This is a genomic window from Streptomyces seoulensis (assembly GCF_004328625.1).
In the GTDB taxonomy this organism is placed as follows: domain Bacteria; phylum Actinomycetota; class Actinomycetes; order Streptomycetales; family Streptomycetaceae; genus Streptomyces; species Streptomyces seoulensis.
Window position 1 is genome coordinate 1976906 of record NZ_CP032229.1, and the last position, 18747, is coordinate 1995652.

18 protein-coding genes and 2 tRNA genes are annotated in these 18747 nt (G+C 71.5%); 5 read left to right on the top strand and 15 right to left on the bottom strand.

The features are described 5' to 3' along the window. The first annotated feature begins 349 nt into the window (after nucleotides 1-349). Together D0Z67_RS09260 and D0Z67_RS09265 are read left to right on the top strand one after the other, a co-directional pair. The gene (locus tag D0Z67_RS09260; protein ID WP_199812240.1) at nucleotides 350-1555 is read left to right on the top strand and encodes a cytochrome b/b6 domain-containing protein; all 1206 of its coding nucleotides are present in this window, start codon (nucleotides 350-352) and stop codon (nucleotides 1553-1555) included. Then, on the top strand, nucleotides 1552-3162 hold the full coding sequence (locus D0Z67_RS09265; protein WP_031183656.1) for an NADH-quinone oxidoreductase subunit NuoF family protein: 1611 nt from the start codon (nucleotides 1552-1554) through the stop codon (nucleotides 3160-3162). The genes D0Z67_RS09260 and D0Z67_RS09265 overlap by 4 nt, the downstream gene beginning before the upstream one ends. Nucleotides 3163-3222: 60 nt before the next feature. On the opposite strand, the gene D0Z67_RS09270 is transcribed toward D0Z67_RS09265, so the two are convergent. The 9 genes from D0Z67_RS09270 to D0Z67_RS09305 form a co-directional block, all read right to left on the bottom strand. Beyond that, nucleotides 3223-3295, bottom strand: a tRNA-Ala gene (locus D0Z67_RS09270). Between the two features lie 105 nt (nucleotides 3296-3400). Beyond that, a complete protein-coding gene (locus D0Z67_RS09275) occupies nucleotides 3401-3634 on the bottom strand; it encodes a hypothetical protein (protein ID WP_006136074.1) in 234 nt (77 codons plus the stop codon). Nucleotides 3635-3955: 321 nt separating this feature from the next. Continuing rightward, a tRNA-Ala gene (locus D0Z67_RS09280) sits at nucleotides 3956-4028 on the bottom strand. A 106-nt stretch (nucleotides 4029-4134) separates the two neighbouring features. Beyond that, nucleotides 4135-4803, bottom strand: a complete 669-nt coding sequence (locus tag D0Z67_RS09285; RefSeq protein ID WP_031183655.1) for a histidine phosphatase family protein — start codon at nucleotides 4801-4803, stop codon at nucleotides 4135-4137. Further along, nucleotides 4803-5246 carry a ribosome silencing factor gene (gene rsfS, locus D0Z67_RS09290; protein ID WP_031183654.1) on the bottom strand — a complete coding sequence of 148 codons (444 nt, stop codon included), beginning with the start codon at nucleotides 5244-5246 and terminating at the stop codon, nucleotides 4803-4805. Before rsfS ends, D0Z67_RS09285 begins: the two co-directional genes overlap by 1 nt. Before the next feature lie 160 nt (nucleotides 5247-5406). Further along, nucleotides 5407-7083, bottom strand: coding sequence for a LytR C-terminal domain-containing protein (locus D0Z67_RS09295; RefSeq protein ID WP_031183653.1), 1677 nt, complete (start codon nucleotides 7081-7083; stop codon nucleotides 5407-5409). A gap of 16 nt (nucleotides 7084-7099) precedes the next feature. Continuing rightward, entirely contained in the window at nucleotides 7100-7777 is a 678-nt protein-coding gene (nadD, locus tag D0Z67_RS09300; RefSeq protein WP_031183652.1) for a nicotinate-nucleotide adenylyltransferase, read from the bottom strand. Nucleotides 7778-7832: 55 nt separating this feature from the next. After that, entirely contained in the window at nucleotides 7833-7997 is a 165-nt protein-coding gene (locus D0Z67_RS29640) for a hypothetical protein (protein WP_031183651.1), read from the bottom strand. Between the two features lie 119 nt (nucleotides 7998-8116). After that, nucleotides 8117-8281: a hypothetical protein gene (locus D0Z67_RS09305; protein ID WP_031183650.1), complete on the bottom strand. Its 165-nt coding sequence runs from the start codon at nucleotides 8279-8281 to the stop codon at nucleotides 8117-8119. Between the two features lie 100 nt (nucleotides 8282-8381). Between D0Z67_RS09305 and D0Z67_RS09310 the strand changes: the two genes are divergently transcribed. Beyond that, nucleotides 8382-9470 (top strand): M48 family metallopeptidase, encoded by a 1089-nt coding sequence (locus tag D0Z67_RS09310; RefSeq protein WP_031183649.1) that lies wholly within the window; start codon nucleotides 8382-8384, stop codon nucleotides 9468-9470. A 10-nt stretch (nucleotides 9471-9480) separates the two neighbouring features. Here D0Z67_RS09310 and D0Z67_RS09315 read toward each other — a convergent pair whose 3' ends face one another. The 5 genes from D0Z67_RS09315 to proB all read right to left on the bottom strand — a co-directional run bounded on the left by D0Z67_RS09315 (nucleotide 9481) and on the right by proB (nucleotide 14283). Further along, nucleotides 9481-10548, bottom strand: coding sequence for an SCO2583 family membrane protein (locus tag D0Z67_RS09315; RefSeq protein ID WP_031183648.1), 1068 nt, complete (start codon nucleotides 10546-10548; stop codon nucleotides 9481-9483). A gap of 89 nt (nucleotides 10549-10637) precedes the next feature. After that, the gene (locus D0Z67_RS09320) at nucleotides 10638-11198 is read right to left on the bottom strand and encodes an SCO2584 family spore wall biosynthesis protein (RefSeq protein ID WP_031183647.1); all 561 of its coding nucleotides are present in this window, start codon (nucleotides 11196-11198) and stop codon (nucleotides 10638-10640) included. A gap of 84 nt (nucleotides 11199-11282) precedes the next feature. Beyond that, entirely contained in the window at nucleotides 11283-12569 is a 1287-nt protein-coding gene (locus D0Z67_RS09325) for a glutamate-5-semialdehyde dehydrogenase (RefSeq protein WP_031183646.1), read from the bottom strand. 21 nt (nucleotides 12570-12590) lie between these two features. Continuing rightward, nucleotides 12591-13016, bottom strand: a complete 426-nt coding sequence (locus D0Z67_RS09330; RefSeq protein WP_030815012.1) for a hypothetical protein — start codon at nucleotides 13014-13016, stop codon at nucleotides 12591-12593. Nucleotides 13017-13176: 160 nt separating this feature from the next. Next, complete coding sequence (gene proB / locus D0Z67_RS09335) at nucleotides 13177-14283, bottom strand: glutamate 5-kinase (RefSeq protein WP_031183645.1); 1107 nt, start codon at nucleotides 14281-14283, stop codon at nucleotides 13177-13179. Between the two features lie 176 nt (nucleotides 14284-14459). Between proB and D0Z67_RS09340 the strand changes: the two genes are divergently transcribed. Continuing rightward, entirely contained in the window at nucleotides 14460-15188 is a 729-nt protein-coding gene (locus D0Z67_RS09340) for a L,D-transpeptidase family protein (RefSeq protein ID WP_031183644.1), read from the top strand. Between the two features lie 69 nt (nucleotides 15189-15257). On the opposite strand, the gene galE is transcribed toward D0Z67_RS09340, so the two are convergent. Next, nucleotides 15258-16229: a UDP-glucose 4-epimerase GalE gene (gene galE, locus D0Z67_RS09345; RefSeq protein WP_031183643.1), complete on the bottom strand. Its 972-nt coding sequence runs from the start codon at nucleotides 16227-16229 to the stop codon at nucleotides 15258-15260. A gap of 280 nt (nucleotides 16230-16509) precedes the next feature. Between galE and D0Z67_RS09350 the strand changes: the two genes are divergently transcribed. Continuing rightward, complete coding sequence (locus D0Z67_RS09350) at nucleotides 16510-18741, top strand: bifunctional glycosyltransferase/CDP-glycerol:glycerophosphate glycerophosphotransferase (RefSeq protein ID WP_031183642.1); 2232 nt, start codon at nucleotides 16510-16512, stop codon at nucleotides 18739-18741. Nucleotides 18742-18747: the final 6 nt, after the last annotated feature.

Sequence of the window (18747 nt, forward strand, 5' to 3'; positions counted from 1 at the left end):
ACACAGGAGGGGACGCCGCGCCGATGCCGACCGCCCGGTGCGACCGGTGGTCGGTACTGATCAGCGCGGCTCGCTAAGCAGAAGGCGTACAGCACGCATGGCGCTAGGGTACCGCAGCCCTTGAGCAAGCCGCGACGCGCGTGCGTATGCAGGTGAGACATGTCCGTACGGCCGCCAGATCTGAATCCGGGTCAAGGATTACTTCGCGTAACAGTCACTAAGGGACGACGCCGCAGGTGATTCGTCCTTTGATAACAACGCAATAACTCAAACCTCGTACTGATCGGTATGGCTCCACCTAGAGTTCGGCAGCGGGACCGCCTTCCCGAAACTGCTCGGAGTTGCCCCCATGAACCCTCGTCGTAGTAACAGCTCGCTCCCCAAGCCCGGCCGGTCGGCCTATGGGGTGGCGTCCGCTGTCGTCCTGCTCCTCATACCGGTGGTCGTGCTGGTGGGAGGCAGTCAGTTCCAAGAGTTCCTGAACTTCGGCGCGGGCGTCCTCTCCCTCGTCTCGCTGAGCTGCTCGGTCATCTGGGGCCTGGTCGCCCAGGACCGGGTGCTGCTCAACACGCGCCAGCGGATCATCGGCCAGGCGGTGCACCGGACGACGGCGGTCGCCTCGATCGCGTTCCTGCTGCTGCACATCACCACCAAGATCGCGCTGGACCACACCCAGCTGATCGCGGCCCTCGTCCCCTTCTCCCTCGGCGTCACCGGCAGCGGCGGTCTGATCGGCCTGGGCTCGCTGGCCGGCCTGCTGATGGTCTTCGTCGGCGTCACCGGCGCCCTGCGCAGCAACTTCGCCACCCCGGCCCCCGTGGCCGCCCGCTGGCGCGCGATGCACATGCTGGCCTACCCGGCGTGGTGCGCGGCCCTGGTGCACGGGCTGTACGCGGGCCGCCAGGCCAAGCCCGTTTTCGTGATCCTCTACGGCCTCTCCCTGCTCGGCGTGATGGCCGGCCTGGCGCTGCGCGCCGCTCCCCGCCCGGTCAAGCGCCGGCTCGCCGACAACCTGGTCGGCCTCTTCGGCGGCGGCGACCCCTCGGACCTGGACCGCCTGGAGGCGAGCCGGAGCCGCCGCGACGAGCCCGGCTTCGACAACCGCCGTGAGCCCCGCCGCGAACCCCGCCGCGCCCCCGAGACCCCCTCCGGCCCGCTGTACCAGTCCCCGGCCGCCGCCGCGCCGGACCCCGGCTTCGCCGCCGCCTACCGCACCGCGGGCGGGCCGGACACCGCCCGACAGCCGGTGAACACCACCGCCCAGGCGTCGAGCTGGCCGGTGCCGTCCCCGCCCCCGGTCGGCGAGGCCCCGCCCTCCTCCTACGACCCGCTCCAGGACACCGGATACAACATCCCCGCCTATGGCAATCCGGGCACCCCCGGATACGGCGGAAGTGATGTGTACAACACCGGTGAGACGAACGCCCGCTACGGGACGTACAACTCCTCCGACACGTTCAACAGCGGTCCCGCCTCTGAAGCGACCCCCGGCGCCGGATACGACGCGCCGGGTTCGGGCGAGCCCTGGAACACGCCTTCCGGAGGCCATAGGTGAACGAGGCCCTTCCCGACGTCCCCGAGGTCCGCGTGGTCGGACTTCCCCAGCTCACGTCGGGTTTCGACCTTGTGGAACGGCTCGACCTGCCCATGCATCTGAAGGTGCACGGGCCGCTCGAGCCGCTCGGCGGTGAGCAGCTCGCGCAGCTCGCCGAGAAGATCCATCTCAAGGGGCGCGGCGGCGCGGGTTTCCCCTTCCACAAGAAACTCCGCTCGGTCGCCGAGTCGGCGATCAAGAAGGGGGTACGCCCGGTCGTCGTGGTCAACGGCAGCGAGGACGAGCCGGCCTGCCGCAAGGACACGGTGCTGATCAACCGTGCCCCGCACCTCATCCTGGACGGCGCGCTGCTGTGCGCCGAGGCGATGGGGGCGCGCACGCTGGTGATCGGCGTGACCCGCGAGTCCACCCAGCGCTCGATGGAGGCGGCCCTCGCCGAGCGCGGCCTGAGCAACTCGCGCCGCTCGGCCCTGCGCGCCTGGGTGCAGCGCAACCCGGTCCGCATGGTGACCGGGGCCGCCGCCTCCCTGATCCGCTCGGTGGACGGCGGCCCGGCGATCCCGCCCGGCCGGAAGATCAGCGCCTCGCAGAGCGGCGTCGGCGGCGTCCCCACCCTGCTCTCCAACGCGGAGACCTTCGCCCAGCTGGCCATCGCCGCCCGCATCGGCCCCGAGCGCTACGGCAACACCGGCCTGTACGACGAGCCGGGCACGGTGATGCTGACGGTGTCCGGCGCGGTGGCTCGCCCGATGGTGATCGAGGCCCCCACCGGCGTACCCCTGCGGTACATCCTCCAGCTGGCCGGTGCCCCGCCGGTGCCGCAGGGCGTGCTGACCGGCGGCTACCACGGCAAGTGGATCGACGCGGCGACGGTGAACGAGGCGGTCGTCTCCCGCAACTCGCTGGACGCGGTGGGCGGCGCGCTGGGCGCGGGCGCGATCCTGCCGATCAGTCAGGAGACGTGTCCGCTGGGCGAGTCGCTGCGGGTGGCGCAGTGGCTGGCCGATGAGAGCGCCGGGCAGTGCGGCCCGTGCTACCTCGGGCTGCCCGCCGCCGCGCGGGGCATGGAGGACATCATCAACGGCGGCGGCCCGGCCGCGCTGGAGGCGCTGAAGCAGGTCGCCAAGAACGTGAAGCGGCGCGGGGCGTGTTCGCACCCGGACGGCTCGGCGATGTTCCTGGAGTCGACCATCAAGGCGTTCACGGACGACCTGGCCGCCCATGTCCTCGGCAACGGCTGCGGACGCCCCGTGGAGGGCGTGCTGCCACTGTTCGAGGACGGCAAACTCCCCGCCGGCATCACGGGTGGCGCGGCGCCGGAGGAGTCCGGGGGCAGCCGCCAGAAGATCTACGTGGACTGGACGCTGTGCCGGGGCCACGGGCTCTGCGCGGACATCCTCCCGGAGGTCTTCGAGCTGGGCGCGGACGGTTTCCCGACGGTCGCCCAGGCCCAGGTCCCGCGCTACGCGGAGGCGAAGGCGCTGCGCGCGGTACGCCGCTGCCCGGCGCTCGCGCTGCGCATCGAGGAGGACACCCGGGGCCAGGCGCCCGCCCGGAACCTCCCGGTGGTCTCCCAGGGCCGGGGACGGCGCGCGCTGGGCCGCTGACCCGAGTCGTCAACACGACGAAGGCGGACCGTCTTTACGACGGTCCGCCTTCGCCTTCTGTGGAGCTAAGGAGAATTGAACTCCTGACCTCCTGCATGCCATGCAGGCGCTCTACCAACTGAGCTATAGCCCCTTGTTGTTTTCCGCCCGGTTTCCCCGGCGGCGATGCCAACATTACACGGACCCCGGGGTGGAACACCAAATCGGTTCCGCAATGTCCGTTATGCCGCGATGCCCGCTATGCGGTCACGAAGGAGTAGAACCGCTTGAGCGTGCAGTGCTCCTCCAGCAGCCGGCCGTAGATCGGCTCCCCCTCGAGTTCGCGGTACGTCTCGATGGGGTCGCCCTTTATGATCAGCGCCCGTGCGCATTCCTCGCACCAGTACTGGTAGTCGGGGTTGATCGGCTCCATGTCGCGCACGATCGGGGTGCCGCTCCCGCACCAGTCGCACTTCCGCCTGTGTGCACCCATCGCTCAGCTCCAGCTGTGGCCAGGGGCCACGTGCGCGGAACCTCCAAGGATGCTCGCAGGCATCGCCACTCCCTCCCGTCGGGCCGAGCCCCCTTCCGGCCGTCTGATTCTGCCACGGCCGGGCCTGCACGGTCAGCGACGCCTCAGTACCGGTCCGGACACGGTCGCCCCCGGGCGAAGACCGTTCGCAGAGGTATACGACCATGGAACGCGAACGACTCAAGTGAACGGCCCGAGCGGGGGGAAGCAGAAGATCCCGCCCCTCGAAGGGACGGGATCTTCATCACCGATCTCTGATCACTCACCAGGAGTGTCGATCTGTGGAGCTAAGGAGAATTGAACTCCTGACCTCCTGCATGCCATGCAGGCGCTCTACCAACTGAGCTATAGCCCCTCGCGTTCTTCCCGCTCCGCGGGCCGAACAAGAAGAACTTTAGCCTGTGACCTGCCGGAAAGTGAAATCCGGGTCCCGGGCCCCGGCCGGCGGGCTTCGGCGTGGCTCAGTCGTCGTCGCCGAGGACCGGCTCGGGCAGGGTGCCCGCGTTGTGCTCCAGCAGCCGCCAGCCCCGGGCGCCCTCGCCGAGCACCGACCAGCAGCAGTTGGTCAGGCCGCCGAGGCTCTCCCAGTGGTGCGACTCCAGGCCGAGCAGGCGGCCGATGGTCGTACGGATGGTGCCGCCGTGGCTGACCACCACGAGGGTGCCGTCCTCGGGCAGCTTCTCCGTGTGCCGCAGCACCACGGGGGCGGCCCGGTCGGCGACCTCGGTCTCCAGCTCGCCACCGCCGCGCCGGACCGGCTCGCCGCGCTTCCAGGCCGCGTAGTCGTCGCCGAACCTGGCGATGATCTCCTGGTGCGTCAGGCCCTGCCAGACACCCGCGTAGGTCTCGCGCAGCGCCTCGTCGCGCTCGACGTCGAGGCCGGTCAGGCCGGCCAGCTCGTCGGCCGTGTCCGAGGCGCGCTTCAGGTCCGAGGCGATGATCGCGTCCGGGCGCAGCGAGGCGAGCTGCCGGGCGGCCCGGCGGGCCTGGGCGATGCCGGTCTCCGTCAGCTCGACGTCCGTGGTGCCCTGGAAGCGGCGTTCGACGTTCCACGCGGTCTGGCCGTGCCGCCACAGGATGATGCGGCGGCCCCGGCCCGTGCTGTCGGTCACCTCACCGGTGGCGCTCATCAGCGCTCCTGGCCGGGCTCGTCACCGGCCTCGTCCGCGTGCAGCTTGGCGTGCTCCTCGGCCTTGCCCCGGGTGGCGCGGGCCTCCTCGGGCAGCTCCAGCTCGGGGCAGTCCTTCCACAGGCGCTCCAGGGCGTAGAAGACGCGCTCCTCGCTGTGCTGGACGTGGACGACGATGTCGACGTAGTCCAGCAGGATCCAGCGGGACTCGCGGTCGCCCTCGCGGCGGACGGGCTTGGCGCCGAGCTCCTTCTGCAGGCGCTCCTCGATCTCGTCGACGATCGCCCGGACCTGGCGGTCGTTGGGGGCGGAGGCCAGCAGGAACGCGTCCGTGATCGACAGCACGTCGCTGACGTCGTAGGCGATGACGTCGTGGGCGAGCTTGTCGGCGGCCGCCTGGGCGGCGGTGTTGATGAGTTCGAGGGAACGGTCGGTGGCGGTCACTGTGCGGCTTTCGTTCGAGGACGGGGTGCTGTTGCGAAGACTGGGGCGGGCCGCCGGGCGCGGGGCGCGTTTTCCGGAGGCACCGGGACTCCAAGGGTCTCACGCGCGGCCGGGCCCACCCCACGTGTTCCGGTGCTCACGTGGGGTGTGCCGCGCGGTTTCAGGAGGCGGCGGGCCGGTAGTCCTGGCCGAGGACGACGAGGACGTCGGCGCCGGAGGAGACCGCGCCCTTGCTCACGGCCGCGGCGCTCAGGCCCAGGGTCTTGGCGACCTCGGTGGCGTTCTGCTTGTCGGCGGGGTCGGAGTAGACCACCTTGGAGGCGGCCTGGGCGCCGGAGGCGGTGCCGCCCTCGATGAAGCCGAAGCCGCCGCCGAGCAGGGTCACACGGGCCTTCTCGGTGTCGTCCTTGGCGCCGGTGGCGTTCTGCACGGCGACCCGGACGGCGGAGCCGGCGTCGGGGCTCTTGGCGGTGCCGCCCAGGATGTTCTTGACCACGCTGTCGCTGGTCCCGGCACTCAGCGTGCCGTCGCTCTGCACCGGCAGCGGAACGGTCTGGTACTTGCCGTCCTTGGCGAGGTCGGCCAGCTTGGCGAGGAAGGTGCCCAGGTCCTTGTCGGTGAGCGGCGGGTCGAGGATCTGCGCGAGGGTCTGCACGGTGGTCGTCGCGGCCGACGGGTCGGACGACAGCTTGCGCAGCGCGCCCTGCATGACCTCACCGAACCGCTTGAGCTGGGCGTTCTCGGTCTCGCCCGGCCCTCGGTAGGTGGCGTAGGCGACGGCCATCTTGCCGCTGAGGGTCTGCGCGCTGCCCCGGTGCACCAGCGGGGCGGCGCCCTTCTTCTTGGCGTCCGGGTCGGGCACGTCGGTGTCGGTGTCGATCTCGATGTTGCCGACCAGCTCCACGAGGTTCTGGAGGTAGGGCGTGTCCAGCCGCCAGGTGCCCTGGATGTCGGTGCCGAGGACGGTGTCGAGCTGGTCGCGGGTACCGGAGGAGCCGTCGTCGTCCACCGACTTGGCGAGCGTGGTGGTGGTGCCCGAATCGTCGGTCAGGGCGAGGGAGTTGGGGAGCAGGACGGTGGTGCCGCGCCGGGTGGTGGTGTTGTCGACGAGCAGCACGGTGGAGGTGCCGCGCCTGCCGGTGTCGTGCAGGTGGACCACGATCACGTCGCGCTTCTGGGCGCCGGCGGCGACGGTGGTGCCGGTCGCGGTGCCGGGTGAGGAGACGCCGGGCAGCTTCCCGTCGTACCAGAGGTAGCCGACGCCGCCCGCGACGACCAGGGTGAGGACCACGCCGAGGGCGATGATCCGGCCGCGCGCGCGGCGGCGGGCCTCCTCGCGGCGCTCGGTGCGGTTCTCGGTGAACTTCAGCCAGTCGATGACGTCCTCGGAGTCGCCGTCCGGCTCCTCGACGAACGCGAACTCCCCGTCCTCGCCCGCCTGCCGGCCCTCGCCCGTCTGCAGGCTCCCGGCCGGAGGCACCTCGGTCCTGGCGTCGTCGTCGGGCTGGGTCTGCTGCGGGATGTACGCCGTCTGCTCGGTGACCCTCGGCTGCTGTGCGCCGGTCCCGTACGGGTCGTAGGGGGCCTGCTGGGTGCCGTATGGGTCGTAGCCGGGCGGTATGGGCTGCTGCTGCCCGGTGTCGTAACCGCCCTGGGCGTAGCCCTGTTGCTGCCCGTAGGGGTCGTAGGTCTGCTGCTGCGGCTGCTGTCGCGGCTGTTGTCCGTGGGACGGGACCTGCTGGTACACGGGGCGGCCGTAGTCGTCGTAGCCGACGATCTCGTACTGGTCCCCTCCGTAACCGTCGTCGCCGTACCCAGCCTCGTATCGGTCGTTCACCGGTGCCCCTCTCGGCTCACTCGCCGCGGTACAGCTCGCGCTTGTCGATGTAGCGGACGACCCCGTCCGGGACCATGTACCAGATGGGGTCCCCCTTGGCGACTCTCGCCCGGCACTCGGTGGAGGAGATGGCCAGCGCGGGCACCTCGACCAGGGAGACCCCGCCCGCGGGCAGGCCGGCGTCGGTCAGCTGGTGGCCGGGGCGGGTGACGCCGACGAAGTGGGCCAGGGAGAAGAGTTCCTCGGAGTCGCGCCAGGTGAGCAGCTGGGCGAGGGCGTCGGCGCCGGTGATGAAGAACAGGTCGGTGTCGGGGTTGAGGGCGCGCAGGTCGCGCAGGGTGTCCACGGTGTAGGTGGGGCCGCCGCGGTCGATGTCGATGCGGCTGACCGAGAACTGCGGGTTCTCCGCGGTGGCGATGACCGTCATCAGATAGCGGTCCTCGGCCGGGGAGACGGCCCGGTGCGACTTCTGCCAGGGCTGGCCGGTGGGCACGAACACCACCTCGTCCAGCCGGAACCGGGCGGCGACCTCACTGGCCGCCACGAGGTGCCCGTGGTGGATCGGGTCGAAGGTGCCGCCCATGACGCCGAGCCTGCGCCGGCCCGTGCGGGCGGGGCCGTGGTCCGCCGTGTTCCGTGGCGGGTCGTCAGCGGTGCCCTCCGCCGGACCGGTAGGCATGTCCTGCTCTCCCATGCGTGCAGACCCTACCGGCCCGGCCTGCGGCTTCTCGCCGGGGACCGGCCGGGCGTCAGCGGTCGCGGTTGAAGCGGGTGGTGATCCACAGCAGGAGCAGCAGGATGAACAGGGCGCCGCCGCCGGTGATCGCGGGGTTCAGGCTGTCGTGGTTGCCGCCGTGCTCTGCGCCCTCGGCGGCGAGAGTGACCAACTGGGCAGCGGTGCTGTGGAGGCTCATCTTCGGCGTGACCTATCGCGTGTGGGCGGGATAAAGACGTCTGCCCATCGTAAGCGGGCACCCCCTCGGCGATCACGTCGACTCCGGCAAAGGCGCCGGGCGGGAACCCCGGGGAGGTGTCAGTCGTCCTTCTGCTTGTAGCCGCGCAGCAGGAACCAGCCGGTCAGCGCGCAGCCCACGACCATCACGATCAGCACGATCCGGAGCAGGTTGCCCGGCCCCTGCTGCTGGACGGCGCTCGACGCGGCCTCGGTCAGCCAGGCGGCTGCGGGGTGGTGCTCCATGACATGACTCCTTAGGGGTGCTGCCCGTCCACGGTATATCCGCCTAGGCTGGGCCCGGTCCGGGGGGCGCAGCGGGTTTCCGAGACGCAGGGGGAACGACATGTCCGACGACCGCCACGAGCAGGCCGGCCAGGAGCGGGTGCCCGGCAGGCACCGCAGCCGCTTCCCGGGGATCTCCTCGCGCGCGTACGAGCATCCGGCGGACCGCTCCGCCCTGGTGGCGCTGCGCAAACTGACCGGATTCGACACGGTGTTCAAGGCGCTGAGCGGGCTGCTGCCCGAGCGGTCCCTGAAGCTGCTGTTCCTGTCCGACTCGGTGCGGGTCTCCGACCGCCAGTTCGCGCATCTGAACGACATGCTCCGGGACGCCTGCTACATCCTGGACCTGGAGAAGGTCCCGGCGATGTACGTCACGCAGGACCCGAAGCCGAACGCGATGTGCATCGGCCTGGACGAGCCGGTGATCGTGGTGACCACCGGTCTGGTGGAGCTGCTGGACGAGGAGGAGATGCGGGCGGTCGTCGGCCACGAGGTGGGCCACGCGCTGTCCGGCCACTCCGTGTACCGCACGGTGCTGCTGTTCCTGACCTCGCTGGCGCTGAAGGTGGCGTGGATTCCGCTGGGCAATGTGGCGGTCATGGCGATCGTGACGGCGCTGCGGGAGTGGTTCCGCAAGTCCGAGCTGTCGGCCGACCGGGCCGGGCTGCTGGTGGGCCAGGACCTGCGGGCGTCGATGCGCGGCCTGATGAAGATCGCGGGCGGCAACCATCTGCACGAGATGAACGTGGACGCGTTCCTGGAGCAGGCCGAGGAGTACGAGGCCGGGGGCGACCTGCGGGACTCGGTGCTGAAGATCCTCAACGTGCTGCCCCGCTCGCACCCCTTCACCACGATCCGGGCGGCCGAGCTGAAGAGGTGGGCGGAGTCCCGCGACTTCCAGCGGATCATGGACGGCCACTATCCGCGCCGCGAGGAGGACAAGGACGCCCGGGTCGGCGAGTCCTTCCGCCAGTCCGCCGCGAGCTACGCGAGCGAGGTGCGCACCAGCAAGGACCCGCTGATGAAGCTGGTCTCGGACCTGGCGGGCGGCGCGGGCGACCTGGGCGGCCGGGTGAAGCGGGGCTTCAACGGCTTCGCCGGGCAGCCCCCGAAGGACGGTCCCGCGAAGGACGCCCCGGCAGGAGGCTGAGCGCCCGCGCTCACACGCGCGGCTGGGCGGTGTCGGCGAGCGTGCCGCACAGGGCGGCGGCGCCGGTCCCGTAGGGGTCGGTGCCGGGCGGTCCGCCCGCCTTGGCGTGCTCCCCGGCCAGCAGCGGCCGCAGATAGGCGCCGGTGTCCGCGGCGCAGGACAGCGGGCCCGCCTCGGTACTGGAGACGGTCAGCCGGGTCTGGCCGATGCGCAGGGTGTCGCGGTCGAAGCGGAAGGTCAGCTCGCGGCGCACGGTGAACAGCGACACCGGGGTCTTCCCCTCGGTGCCGGCCGCGCGCACGGCGTAGACGAAGGTGCCGTCGGCCACGACCTGGAGGGTGGTCGGGTCGGTCTCGGTCACCTTCAGGGCACCCCGGGTGCGGATGTCGTCGTCGGCGAGGGCGGTGCGGGCGGGGTCGAAGCGGACCATCCAGCCGGTGGGCGCGTGCCGCCCGTCGGCCGCCGGGGCGTCCATGCTGCGGTCGAACTGGTCGAGCTGGTCGGCGGCGATCAGAGCCCGTACGGGGCGTACCTGGCGGCCGGTGAGCACGTCGGGGTCGAGCGCGGAGTGCAGGACGTACTTGCGGGCGGTGTCGAGGGCCGCGAGGACCTGGCTGTCGGAGAAGTGCGCGGTGGGCTGCGAGGGGGGCAGCGGCATCCCGGCGAGGCCCACCGCGAAGCCGGCGGCGGGGCTGCGGGCGTACAGCGTCCGGGCGTCGGGGCCGCCGGGCACCGGGCCGCGCGGGGCGAGGGGGACGACGCTCATGCGCAGCGGCTCGGTGGATCTCTTCACGGGGGCTGCGCCGTACGGGTGGCGGAAGCCCATGAAGACGGCGGTGCCGAAGGCCACGGCGAGCAGCAGCAGGAGCACCGTCGCCTGCCGGGTGATGCCCCGGCGCAGCGGCGGGCGGCGGCGTACGGCGGGGGCGTGGTCGCTGACGCGTTCGCGGGCCGAGGACTCCTGGAGCCGGGCAGCGCGGACGAACGACTCGTCGAACACGACGGATCGGTACTCGTCCTCGGCACCGCCGGGAGCGCCCTCGGGGGTGCCCTCCGGTGGGTCTCCAGGCCCGCCCATACCTTCAGAGTAGGTCGCGGCGGGCTCGGGTAAACGCGCTGGTACGCGACAACTTCTGACAGGTTCGCACCAAGGACGCCCGGCGGGTGTCAGGGGGTGGGCGGGATCGCGGAGACGGCCGGCCGGGACTGCTCGGCGGTGAGGGAGGGCACGGCCGCGCCGTCCCGGCCGAGGCCGGTGGAGGCGGGGGCGGGCATCCGGTCGCGGCTGCCGGAGGAGGCGCCCCGGTAGACGGCGGCGAAGGCCAGCGCGACCATGCCGACGCCCATCACCACGGCGAGCAGCCAGGCCACGGGCCGGTGCCAGCGCAGGCCCGCGAGGGGGCCCTCGTGGCCGTCGTGGGCGTAGCGGCCGTCGAGGTCGTCGTCGTCCAGGTCGTGGCCGAAACCGCTGCCCTCGGGGCCGTAGCCGTCGTCGTAGGGGTCGGCGGGGGCGTGGGTGCGGCGGGCCTCGCCCTCGGACGCCTCGGCCCTTGCCTCGGCGGCGGCGAGGAGGCGCTCCACGGCGGTGGGCTCGTGGACGGTGGCGGCGGCGACGAAGGCCGCGTCGAACACCACGGAGGCGAACTCTTCGTCCGACGCTCCGCGGTCGTGGTCGTCGTCGGGCTCCCAGCCGTCAGGGAACGGCGTGCCCCCCACGTCCTCCGGCACGGGTCCAGAGTAGACCTGGGGGGTCGATTTGGGCAGACGGTGGGGAAATTCGTCCGTCGTCCCGTGGGCGTCCCGTGGAGATGTTCAGGGGCGTACGTGGCCGTCGCCGGTGACGATGTACTTGGTGCTGGTCAGCTCCGGAAGGCCCATGGGGCCGCGGGCGTGCAGCTTCTGGGTGGAGATGCCGATCTCCGCGCCGAAGCCGAACTGGCCGCCGTCGGTGAAGCGGGTGGAGGCGTTCACGGCGACCGTGGTGGAGTCCACCAGACGGGTGAAGCGCCGGGCGGCCTGCTGACTGTTGGTGACGATCGCCTCGGTGTGGCCGGAGCTCCACAGCCGGATGTGCTCGACGGCCTTGTCGAGGGAGTCCACCACGGCGGCGGCGATGTCGTACGACAGGTACTCGGTCTCCCAGTCCTCCGGCACGGCCTCCACCACGGTCGCCTTCGTGCCCTCGGCGTGGGCCAGGACGCGGGGGTCGGCGTGCACGGTGACCCCGGCCTCGGCCAGCGCGTCCAGCGCGCGGGGCAGGAAGGCGGCGGCGATGTCCTGGTGGACCAGGAGGGTCTCGGCGGCGTTGCAGACGCTGACCCGCTGGGCCTTGGAGTTGACCAGGATGTCGATCGCCATGTCGATGTCGGCGTCGGCGTCCACGTAGACGTGGCAGTTGCCGGTGCCGGTCTCGATGACGGGGACGGTGGACTCGCTGACCACGGTCTGGATCAGGGAGGCGCCGCCGCGCGGGATGAGCACGTCGACCAGGCCCCGGGCGCGCATCAGCTCGCGCACGCTCTCCCGGCTGTCCCCCGGCACGAGCTGCACGGCGTCGGCGGGCAGCCCGGCGCCCCCGACGGCGTCCCGGATCACCCGGACCAGCGCGGTGTTGGACTCGTAGGCGGAGGCGGAGCCGCGCAGCAGGACGGCGTTGCCGGACTTCAGGCAGAGCGCGGCGGCGTCGACGGTGACGTTGGGCCGGGCCTCGTAGATGATGCCGACGACGCCGAGCGGGACGCGGACCTGGCGCAGGTCGATGCCGTTGGGCAGGGTGTTGCCCCGGACGACCTCGCCGACCGGGTCGGGCAGCTTGGCCACGTCGCGCACGTCGGCGGCGATGGCGCGCACCCGCTCCGGGGTGAGGGTGAGCCGGTCCACGACCGACTCGCTGGTGCCGTTCTCCCGCGCCTTGGCCACGTCGCGGGCGTTGGCGGCCACGATCTCGGCGGTGCGGACCTCCAGCGCGTCCGCGACGGCGAGCAGCGCGTCGTCCTTGTCGGCGCGCGGCAGCGGCGCGAGGTCGGCGGCGGCGGCCTTGGCCCGGTAGGCGGCCTGGGTGACCGGCGAGAGGGAGTCGTACGGGGAGAGCGTGGTCATGGGGGAAGGGTAGTGCGCGGCTCAGAAGGGGTGGACCCCCACGGGCGTGGCCGGTGCCGGGCCGTAGCCCTCGGCGATGCGCTGGTGGTAGGTCTCGCGGTCGATGACCTCCAGGCCGACGATCTCCCAGGGCGGCAGCCCGGCGGTCTGCCGGTGCTCGCCCCACAGCCGCAGCGCGACGGCGGCCGCGTCGTGCAGGTCGCGGGCCTCCTCCCAGTACCGGATCTCCGCGTGGTCACCGGCGTATCTGCTGGTCAGGAGGAAGGGGTGGTCGTGGGCGAGCTGTTCGAGGGCCCGCCGCAGATCCTGGACGGGGACGCGTTCCCCGGAGACGCTGAGGGTGACGTGCCACAGGCGGGGCAGGTCCTTGGGCTCCTCGTAGGTGTCCCCGGCCGCGACGCTCGTCAGAGCACCGCGGGACGCCGCCCCAGGACGGACTCGTCTCACGACGGCCTCCTTCACGCATGGCCCCTTGACGGGACGTGTCCCTTCAACACGCCCCCGCAACAAAGTTGAGCAGGCCGCAGGGCTCCGCGTGGCACTTTCACGGAACGTCCCCCACCGGGGTCGTCCGGCATGCCCGGCCTTTGCCGTGCCGGGCCGCCGGTCAGGGGTGCAGGAGTACCAGGTCGTCCCGGTGGACGACCTCGCGTTCGTAGGCCGGGCCCAGCTCGCGTGCCAGCTCGCGGGTCGAACGCCCGAGCAGCTGGGGCAGCTCGCGGGCGTCGAAGTTCACCAGCCCCCGTGCCACCGCGTGCCCGGCCCGGTCCCGCAGCTCCACCGGGTCCCCGGCGCTGAACTCGCCGGTGACGGCGGCGATCCCGGCCGGCAGCAGCGAGCTGTGCCGCTCGACCACCGCGCGCACCGCGCCGTCGTCCAGGGTGAGGGAGCCCTGCGGGGTGGAGGCGTGCTGGAGCCAGAGCAGCCGGCCCGCCGAGCGTTTGCCGGTGGGGTGGAAGCAGGTGCCGGTGTCGCCGCCCGCGAGGGCGTCGGCGGCGTGCACGGCGTTGGTGAGGACCACGGGGATGCCGGCGGCGGCCGCGATCCGGGCGGCCTCGACCTTGGTCACCATGCCCCCGGTGCCGACGCCCGCCTTGCCCGCGCTGCCGATCTCGACCCCGGCGAGGTCGGCCGGGCCGCGCACCTCGGCGATGCGGGAGGTGCCGGGGCGGGCGGGGTCGCCGTCGTAGACGCCGTCGATGTCGGAGAGCAGGACCAGCAGGTCGGCGTGGACGAGGTGGGCCACGAGGGCGGCCAGCCGGTCGTTGTCGCCGAAGCGGATCTCGTCGGTGGCGACGGTGTCGTTCTCGTTGACGACGGGGAACGCGCCCATCGCCAGCAGCTTGTCCAGGGTGCGGGAGGCGTTGCGGTGGTGGGCGCGGCGGCTCATGTCGTCGCTGGTGAGCAGGACTTGGCCGACGCGGACGCCGTAGCGGGCGAAGGAGGCGGTGTAGCGGGCGACCAGCAGGCCCTGGCCGACGCTGGCGGCGGCCTGCTGGCGGGCGAGGTCCTTGGGACGGCGCTCCAGGCCCAGGGGGGCGAGTCCGGCGGCGATGGCTCCGGAGGAGACCAGCACGATCTCCTTCTCCCCGCCGCCGCGTGCCTTCGCCAGTACGTCGACCAGCGCGTCCACCCGGTCCGCGTCGAGTCCGCCGGCGGCGGTGGTCAGCGAGGAGGACCCCACCTTGACGACGATCCGCCGGGCCTCGCCCACGCCCTGCCTTGCGCTTGCCACCTTGCCCGTTGCTCCTTCCACCCTGGTCACCCCGGTCCGTGTGCCCGCAATCTACGGGAATGCCGGTGGCCGGTGCAGCCGGGTTTCAGCAGGCGGACGGCGGTGCGGTGAAGGTACCGCGTACGGACGGGGCACGTTCTGAGACCATGGAGACCATGCGAAAAGGCGGTGCGATGCGAGCGGTTGCGGCTCTTGCGGGCGGGGCGTTGCTCGTCCTGGGTGCGACGGGGTGCGGGGGTCCGGACACGAAGGACTCGGGTGCCGCGCACGTCCAGGACGACAAGAAGGCGCCGGAGGCGGACCTGAAGCGGGTGCCCGGCGTCGGTGACCGGCTGTGGAAGCGCGTGCCCGGGGACTCCCGGCAGGTGCTGGTCGTCTCCGGCAAGGGACGGGACTCGGCGGACTCGGACGCGGCGCTGTACACGAAGAAGGGGTCGACCTGGACCCGGGAGCGCGCCTGGCCCACCCACAACGGCCGCAAGGGCTGGACGACGAACCATCACGAGGACGATCTGCGCAGCCCCGTGGGGGTGTTCACCCTCAGCGACGCGGGCGGGGTACTGGCCCAGCCCGAGGCGAAGCTGCCGTACACCGAGTCGGCCGGCTTCCAGGCGCCGCGCTACTGGAAGAAGTCGTACTGGCACGACTTCGACCTCGTCATCGCCATCGACTACAACCGCGTCAAGGGCACCCCGCCCAACGACCAGACGCGCCCGCAGGGGCAGTCCAAGGGCGGCGGGATCTGGCTGCACATGGACCACGGCAGCGGTACGTCGGCGTGCGTGAGCCAGTCCAAGGCGGACATGGAGTACCTGCTGCGCACGCTGGACCCGAAGCAGCGGCCGGTGGTGGTGATGGGGGACGCGGCGGATCTGAAGGTGTGAGCCTTCGGGTGTGAATACGGTGAAGCGCCGGTGCGGAGGTCCGCACCGGCGCTTCTCGCCGTGTCCGGATCAGCCGTGGCGGTGGCGCCAGCCCTGCCAGGCGGAGTCGATCATCTCGTCCAGTCCGTGCCGGGCCGTCCAGCCCAGCTCGGTGCGGATGCGGCTCGCGGCGGCCACCACGCGGGCGGGGTCGCCGGCGCGGCGCTCGGTGACCTCGGGGGTGACGTCCTCGTTGCCGGTGGTCTTGAGGATGCGGTCCACCATCTCGCGGACCGAACTGCCCTCGCCCCGGCCGATGTTGAGGACCAGCGAGGTGCCCTCGGGGGCCTCGCGCAGCCGGACCGCGGCGGCCTGGTGGGCGGAGGCGATGTCCTGGACGTGGATGTAGTCCCGTACGCAGGTGCCGTCCTCGGTGGCGTAGTCGTCGCCGAAGATGCGGGGGGCCTCGGACGCCTCGAGGCGCTCGAAGACCATGGGGATGAGGTTGAACACACCCTCGTCGGAGAGTTCGGGCGCGGCCGCCCCGGCGACGTTGAAGTAGCGCAGGCTGACGGCGCGCAGGCCGTGGGCGCGGGCGGCGGCCGCGATGAGCCACTCCCCCACCAGCTTGGTCTCCCCGTAGGGGCTCATCGGGGCGCACGGCGTGTCCTCGGTCACGAGGTCGACGTCGGGCATGCCGTAGACGGCGGCGGAGGAGGAGAAGACGATCCGCTCCACGCCGGTGGCCGTCATGGCGGCCAGCAGGGTCTGCAGGCCCGTCACGTTCTCGCGGTAGTAGTGGAGCGGGCGCTCGACCGACTCCCCCACCTGCTTCTTGGCGGCGATGTGCACCACGCCGGTCACGCCGTGCTCGCGGAGGGTGCCTTCGAGCAGCTCCTGGTCCAGCACACTGCCCACGACCAGCGGCACCCCGGCGGGGACCCGGTCGGCACTGCCCGTCGACAGGTCGTCGTACACGACGACGCTCTCGCCGCCCGCCGTCATCGCGCGCACCACGTGCGAGCCGATGTACCCGGCGCCTCCCGTGACCAGCCAGCTCATTCCAGGGCCTCCTCGAAGTTCACTACCGGCAGCAGACTCCTTGATGGCCCGGGGAAAATCGAATCCGACATTCCGTGACGGACATTCCCAGACGGGACGCGAGCGGAGATATGAGATGGACCACCTCGCGCGGCGGAAAGGAGCGATTCGCGCTGCGGGAGCGTCCTTGTACTCTGTGGCGGCGGCACGATTGGGCCCGTCGGCGGACAGAGTTCACTCAAGGTTCACTCCGGTCCCGGCCCACACTCACGTGATCGGTTCTCGGAACAGGTTGTAAAGGATGCCCAAACTCTCTCTCGTCGTCCCTGCGTACAAGGTGCAGGCGTACCTCGCGGAGTGCCTCGACTCGATTCTCGAACAGGACTTTTCGGACTTCGAGGTCATCGCCGTCGACGACTGTTCCCCGGATGCCTCGGGCGCCATTCTGGACGAGTACGCCGAGCGTGACCCCCGTGTTCACGTGATTCACCTCACGGAGAACGTGGGCCTCGGCCGTGCGCGCAATGTGGGCATGGAGAAGGCGACGGGCGAATACCTCCTTTTCCTCGACAGCGACGACACCCTCACCGAGGGCGCGCTGCGGGCGATAGCCGGGCGGCTCGAGGCCGCCGGTGACCCGGAGATACTCGTCTACGACTACGCGCGCAGCTACTGGGACGGCAGGGTCCGCCCGAACATGCGCGCCGCCCTGCTCCGCCCCGACGGCCCGGAGTCATTCCCGCTGTCCGAGCGTCCGCAGCTGCTGGACCTGCTCCAGATCGTCTGGAACAAGGCGTACCGGCGCGACTTCGTCCTCCGCATGGGCCTGAGCTTCCCGCCCGGCTACTACGAGGACGCCCCCTGGACGTTCTGCTCGATGATCAGCGCCGAGCACATCGCCCTGCTGGACCGGGTCTGTGTGATGTACCGGCAGCGCCGCGAGGGCGGCAACATCCTGAAGACGGTCAGCCGCAAGCACTTCGACGTCTTCGACCAGTACGGGCGCGTCTTCGCCTTCCTCGACGCGCACCCCGAACTCGACCAGTGGCGCGGGCCGTTGTTCCGCAAGATGGTCGACCACTATCTGACCGTCCTCACCAAGCCCGGCCGGCTGCCGCAGAACGCGCGCGCCGAGTTCTTCCGCCGTGCCTCCGCCGACTACCGCGCCCGGCTGCCGAAGGGCTTCGCCCGGCCCGGCGGCAACCTCGGCCACAAGTACGCGATGCTGGAGCGGGGTTCGTACCTCACGATGGCGGGCGCGCTGGGCGCGGTGAAGCTCCGCCAGGCGGTCCGCCGCCGGGCCCGCACCACCCTGAACCAGTCCAAGCGCAACGCGATGGGCGTCTTCTACCAGTCCCAGCTCAAGCTGCCGCTGGACGAGAACCTGGCGCTGTTCTCCGCCTACTGGAGCCGCAGCGTCTCCTGCAACCCGGCGGCCATCGACGCCGAACTCGCCCGGCTGGCGCCGAACGTGCGCCGGGTGTGGGCGGTCCAGGCGGACGCGGTGGACCGGGTGCCGGCCGGGCACGAGTTCGTGCGGGTCGGCTCGCGCGAGTACTGGTCGGTGCTGGCTCGCGCCAAGTACCTCGTGAACAACGTGAACTTCGCGGACAGCGTGGTCAAGCGCGAGGGCCAGATCCACCTCCAGACCCACCACGGCACCCCGCTGAAGACCATGGGCCTGGACCAGCGCAAGTACCCGGCGTCCACCAACATGAGCTTCGACAAGCTGCTGGAGCGGTGCGACCGCTGGGACTACAGCCTCAGCTCCAACCGGTTCTCCACCACGGTGTGGGAGCGGGTCTACCCCTGCTCGTACGTCTCGCTGGAGACCGGCTACCCGCGCAACGACATCCTCGTCAACGCCACCGCCGAGGACGTGCGGCGGGCCCGTGCCTCCCTCGAACTGGCCGACGGCACGCGGGCGTTCCTCTACATGCCGACCCACCGCGAGTACCAGGCCGGCTTCACCCCCAGCCTCGACCTGGTCCGGCTCGCCGACGAACTCGGCCCGGACGTCACGCTGATGGTGCGCGGCCACTACTTCTACGGCAACTCCAGCCACGTGGAGGAGCTGCGCCGCAGCGGCCGTATCGTCGACGTCTCGGGCCACCCGCGCGTGGAGGAGCTGTACCTCGCCGCGGACGCCCTGATCACGGACTACTCCTCCGCGATGTTCGACTACGCGGTGCTGGACCGTCCGGTCATCGTCTACGCCTCCGACTGGGACATCTACTCGGCGGTGCGCGGCACCTACTTCGACCTGATGAAGGAGCCGCCCGGCGCGGTGGCCACCTCGCAGGCGGAGCTGATCAGACTCCTCGAATCGGGCGAGTACGACGGGCCGGAGGCGGCCCGCTACCGTGACCGGTTCCGCAGGCGCTACTGCGAGTTCGACGACGGCCGCGCGGCCGAGCGGGTGGTGCGCCGGGTCTTCCTTGGCGAGGAGGACCTGCTGCCCCTCGTCCCGTTCGCCGACCGTCACCACGCACCGACTCCCCCGCAGGCGCTCGAATCGCTCGAGCGGGCCTGACCACTC